This window comes from Candidatus Bandiella numerosa (assembly GCF_021811875.1).
In the GTDB taxonomy this organism is placed as follows: Bacteria; Pseudomonadota; Alphaproteobacteria; order Rickettsiales; family Midichloriaceae; genus Aquirickettsia; species Aquirickettsia numerosa_A.
Map to the genome: position 1 here is coordinate 1 of NZ_JAJBJD010000075.1, position 5,050 is coordinate 5,050.

At 33.0% G+C, this 5,050-nt stretch carries 3 protein-coding genes; 2 read left to right on the forward strand and 1 reads right to left on the reverse strand.

All coding sequences use genetic code 11. The features are described from left to right. Window positions 1-414: 414 nt before the first annotated feature. Window positions 415-939, reverse strand: coding sequence for a nucleotide exchange factor GrpE (locus L8D11_RS03335; RefSeq protein WP_236870259.1), 525 nt, complete (start codon window positions 937-939; stop codon window positions 415-417). 135 nt (window positions 940-1,074) lie between these two features. Between L8D11_RS03335 and mdh the strand changes: the two genes are divergently transcribed. Beyond that, on the forward strand, window positions 1,075-2,025 hold the full coding sequence (mdh, locus tag L8D11_RS03340; protein ID WP_236870260.1) for a malate dehydrogenase: 951 nt from the start codon (window positions 1,075-1,077) through the stop codon (window positions 2,023-2,025). 7 nt (window positions 2,026-2,032) lie between these two features. After that, entirely contained in the window at window positions 2,033-4,915 is a 2,883-nt protein-coding gene (uvrA, locus tag L8D11_RS03345; protein ID WP_410519502.1) for an excinuclease ABC subunit UvrA, read from the forward strand. Window positions 4,916-5,050: the final 135 nt, after the last annotated feature.

Sequence of the window (5,050 nt, forward strand, 5' to 3'; positions counted from 1 at the left end):
TGATACTACCTCGCCTTTTTCTTTTTTTCTTACTATTATTTCAAAATCCATTTGATACCTGTATTGTTTTAGGTCAAAGGTTAGCACTTTTCCTATTTATACGCTATCTAATATTTATGCTTCCATTATTCTATCAGCTTTTATACCAAACTTATCGTTCTTCTTTATATGAATCTAATTTTTTAAATCCATTTATTGCATATCTTCCTTGCTTTGCATTTATGCAACGGCCTTTAATCTTTTATTCAATATCAGAATTTTATTCTATTTTTAACTTGACTGTGCCATATTACTAATAAATAATCTAGAAAAATAAAAGGCTTTTTTATCATTATTATTTTATTATATAAGAGTTTTAGTTTCGTAAAAATCTCTAAGCTTATTAAATGTCTTTAGTATAATCCATAATTTTCATCACTCCTTTTTCGTAACAATAACTATAGCCGGCTTAAGTAATCTATCTCTTATTGAATATCCAGCTTGAATGACGTTTACAACAGTGTTTGGCTCCCTTTTACTATCAACTACTTGTGATACTGCTTCATGAAATTTATGATCAAAATTTTGATCTAATGGGTATATTCTTTGAATTTCATAATCTTGAAATACTTTTAGTAAATTCTTTTTAGTAATCTCAATGCCTTCAAATAAGGTCTTTAATTCATTGTTATTTTCACATGCTTTTAGATCAATGCTTTCTGATGCTCTGAACAAATTTTCTACTTGCTCTGTTAAATTTTTCACAAAATTGCTAATAGCAAATTTATGAGCATCCTCTAGTTCCTTTTTAAATCTTTTCCTTATATTTTCATTTTCGGCTTTCTCTCTAATTAACTGCTCTTTTAGATTTTCTATCTCATTACTGAGCTCTTCTAAAAAATTAGTGTTATCTTGCTTTATTTCTTCTTTTTCTTCTTTATTTATATTCTCGTTGTTCATTTTTATTTACTTTTTAATGTATTGTTTTTTATTTAAGACTATTATGTCAATTTTTCAAGTATTTATAATATTTCTATAGACAAAACTGTGCTATTTATCTAGGATGAAATTAGTTTGAATGTATAAAAATTTTTCATGCGAAAGAAAATTGCATTAATAGGCGGTGGCAACATAGGTGGCACTTTAGCTTATATTTTAGCATCCAAGGAGCTTGGCGATGTGGTAATTTTAGATAGAAATAAAGAATATGCAGCAGGTAAGGCGCTCGATATAGAGCAGAGTTTGCCTGTAATGAAAAAAGATATATCGCTGATAGGTACAGATGATTATGCTGATATTAAAGGGTCAGATTTAGTTATTATTACAGCGGGGGTTGCAAGAAAACCTGGTATGTCTAGAGACGATTTGCTTAGTGTTAATGCAGATGTCATAAAAACTGTAGCAGGAGGAGTGAAAAAATACTGTCCTAATGCCTTTGTGATAGTTATCACAAATCCCTTAGATGCAATAGTTTATGCGTTTTTGAAGTACTCTGGGTTTTCTAGAAAAAAGGTTGTTGGAATGGCAGGCGTGTTAGATTCAGCAAGATTTAGATTGTTTTTAGCTAGGGAGTTAAATACCTCAGTAAGAGACATAACCTCTTTTGTGTTGGGTGGGCATGGCGACACAATGGTTCCTTTAATGAGATATACTAATATAGGTGGCATACCTTTATCAGATTTTATAAAAAAAGGAATTATTTCATCAGCTAAAGTTCAAGAAATAATTGAAAGGACTAAGAACGGTGGAGCAGAAATTGTAAAATTACTAAAAGATGGATCTGCATACTATGCACCAGCAACTTCAGCAATACAAATGGCTGAATCGTACCTTAACGATAATAATGAGCTTTTTCCTTGTTCAGTATACCTAGAAGGAGAATATGGGTTAAGTGACACTTGCATGGGAGTGCCGGTATTTATAGGTAAAAATGGGATAGAAGACATAATCCAAATAGAATTTGATGGAGAGGAGCGGGCCGTTTTTGATAAGTCAGCAGAAGCAGTGAATGGCCTCATCTCAGCAATGAAAAAAGTTCTAGGCTAAATCTGGCTTGATGAATAATTGTATTATAATAAGAGGGGCAAAAGAGCACAATCTCAAAAATGTTGATATTGACATACCAAAAAATAAATTGGTTGTTATCACAGGTGTAAGTGGCTCCGGAAAATCCTCTTTAGCATTCGATACAATATATGCTGAAGGGCAAAGAAGGTATGTTGAAAGTTTATCGACTTATGCTAGGCAATTCTTAGAAATGCATAATAAGCCTGATGTTGAGTCAATAGAAGGTTTATCTCCTGCAATTGCAATAGATCAAAAAACAACATCGAGAAATCCGAGATCAACAGTGGCCACTGCCACAGAAATATATGATTATTTAAGAATTTTATTTGCAAGGATAGGTGTTCCATTTTCTCCTGTAACTGGATTACCAATAAAAAAACAAAGTGCCACACAAATGGTGGATTCACTAATGAGCTTACCCAAAGAAACAAGCGTAATATTACTAGCTCCAATAGTGCGAGGACAAAAAGGAGAATATAAAAAAGACTTATTGCATTATCGCAGACTTGGCTATGAGAAACTAAAAATTAGCGGAATTCACTATGATTTCGAAGAATTACCTAATATAGATAAAAACAAAAAACATGATATTGAATTGGTAGTTGATCGAGTAAGTATTAATGATGATTCAAGAAGCAGGATTGTAGAAAGTGTAGAGAATATACTAAAAATAAGCCAAGGTTTACTATATGTAGAGATTAAATCGATACCCGAAGATTTTAAAGGATCTGATGTCAAAGAAGGGCAAGTTTTGATTTTTTCTGAAAGGTTTTCATGCCCTGTATCTGGGTTTTCATTACCAGAAATTGAACCAAGAATTTTTTCATTCAATAGTCCATATGGAGCATGCCAGAAATGTAATGGACTAGGTCAAGAAATGAGTTTTAATGAACAATTGGTAATACCTGATAAAACTTTGTCATTATTAGAAGGCGCAATTGCCCCGTGGAGAAAAAAAAGTTCTAAATATTCTAATACTCAATATAAATTCTATGAGGGCCTTCTTGAAGCGTTAGCAAATCACTATGATTTTAGCTTAGAAACTCCATATGAAGAATTACCAAAAAATGTACAAAATATAATCTTATATGGGACAGGAAACGAAAATATAAAATTTTCATATCAAGATGGTTATAGACAATCTACAGTCAATCAACCATTTAAAGGTGTTATGCCAATTCTTGAAGAGAAAATACATAAAACTGAAAGCAATTACATTGTTGAGGAGCTTTCAAAGTACCAAGTGCAAATAGATTGTAGTGAATGCGAAGGTTACAGAGTTAAAAAAGATTCGTTATGTGTAAAAATTAATGATTTACATATTGGAGAGGTTGTGAAGTTTTCCATTGATCAAGCATATCATTGGGTTATAACCTTAAAAGATCATCTAGATCCAACGCAAGTTAAAATTTCAAAATTAATATTAAAAGAAATAGAAAGAAGACTGGAATTTTTGATTAATGTAGGACTAAATTACCTCACGTTGAATCGTGTTTCCTCAACATTATCAGGTGGAGAAAGCCAAAGGATTAGACTGGCTTCACAAATTGGCTCAAGTTTGACTGGGGTGTTATATGTGCTAGATGAGCCCTCTATAGGATTGCATCAAAGTGATAATGACAAACTCATCGTCAGCTTGAAGGAATTGCGGGATTTGGGAAATTCTATCATACTTGTTGAGCATGATGAAGACACTATGAGACAGTCGGATTATCTGATTGATATTGGTAAATATGCAGGGGTCAATGGTGGCAATGTTATTGCCTGTGGTACCCCAGAGGAGGTGGCAAAAAATCCTAATAGTCTAACAGGCCAATATATATCAGGAAAGTTACTAATACCAGTACCTAAGCAGAGAAGGAAATCTGATTCTGATAAGTTTATTGCTATAAACAATGTTACCACGAATAATTTAAAAGATGTAAGTGTTAAAATTCCAATCGGAGTTTTTGCTGCAATCACTGGAGTTTCTGGCAGCGGTAAATCCAGTTTAATTTTGCATACCCTTTATAGCGCAGTGATGAATAAGCTACACAATAGTAACAGAGACTGTGGTAAATATAAATCAATCCTTGGATTAGAAAATATTGATAAAATTATTGAGATTGATCAGCAACCTATCGGTAGAACACCTAGATCAAATCCAGCTACATATACTGGGGTATTTACTCCAATTAGAGATTGGTTTGCTGGACTTAAAGAATCAAAATTAAGGGGTTATCCACCAGGTAGATTTTCTTTTAATGTTAAAGGCGGTAGATGTGAGATATGCGAAGGAGACGGCTCGTTAAAAATAGAGATGCACTTTTTACCAGATGTATATGTTAAGTGCGATGAATGTGATGGAACAAGATATAATAAAGAGACGTTACAAATTAAATACAATGACAAGACAATATCTGATATTCTAAAAATGACAGTGGATGAAGGGTCAATTTTTTTTGATAAATTACCCTTGATAAATGAAAAATTAAATGCTCTAAGTTCAGTAGGCTTAGGTTATATAAGTATTGGACAATCTGCCACAACATTGTCTGGAGGAGAGGCGCAGAGAGTTAAACTTGCAAAAGAATTGTCAAAAAAATCTACTGGCAGAACCCTATATATACTTGACGAACCCACTACAGGATTACACACACATGATATACAAAATTTACTTAAAGTTTTGCACGAATTAGTAGAGATGGGAAATACCGTAGTTGTCATAGAGCATAATCTCGACGTGATTAAAACAGCTGACTATGTAATAGATATTGGTCCTTACGGAGGTATCAAAGGTGGTGAAATTATAGCTTGTGGGACACCAGAAGAAGTATCTAAAAATCCCAACAGTATCACTGGCAAATACCTCGTACATAAGTTAAAATAATCCTTTACAAGGCACCGTCAAGTTAATGGAAATATGGCCGCAACACAACCCTGACCCTTAAATTTTAGGCAGCAGCTATCTCTTGGATAGCTTCATCCCAAATAAATTTAGCTTTTTGAAAATTCTCTCTTTGGA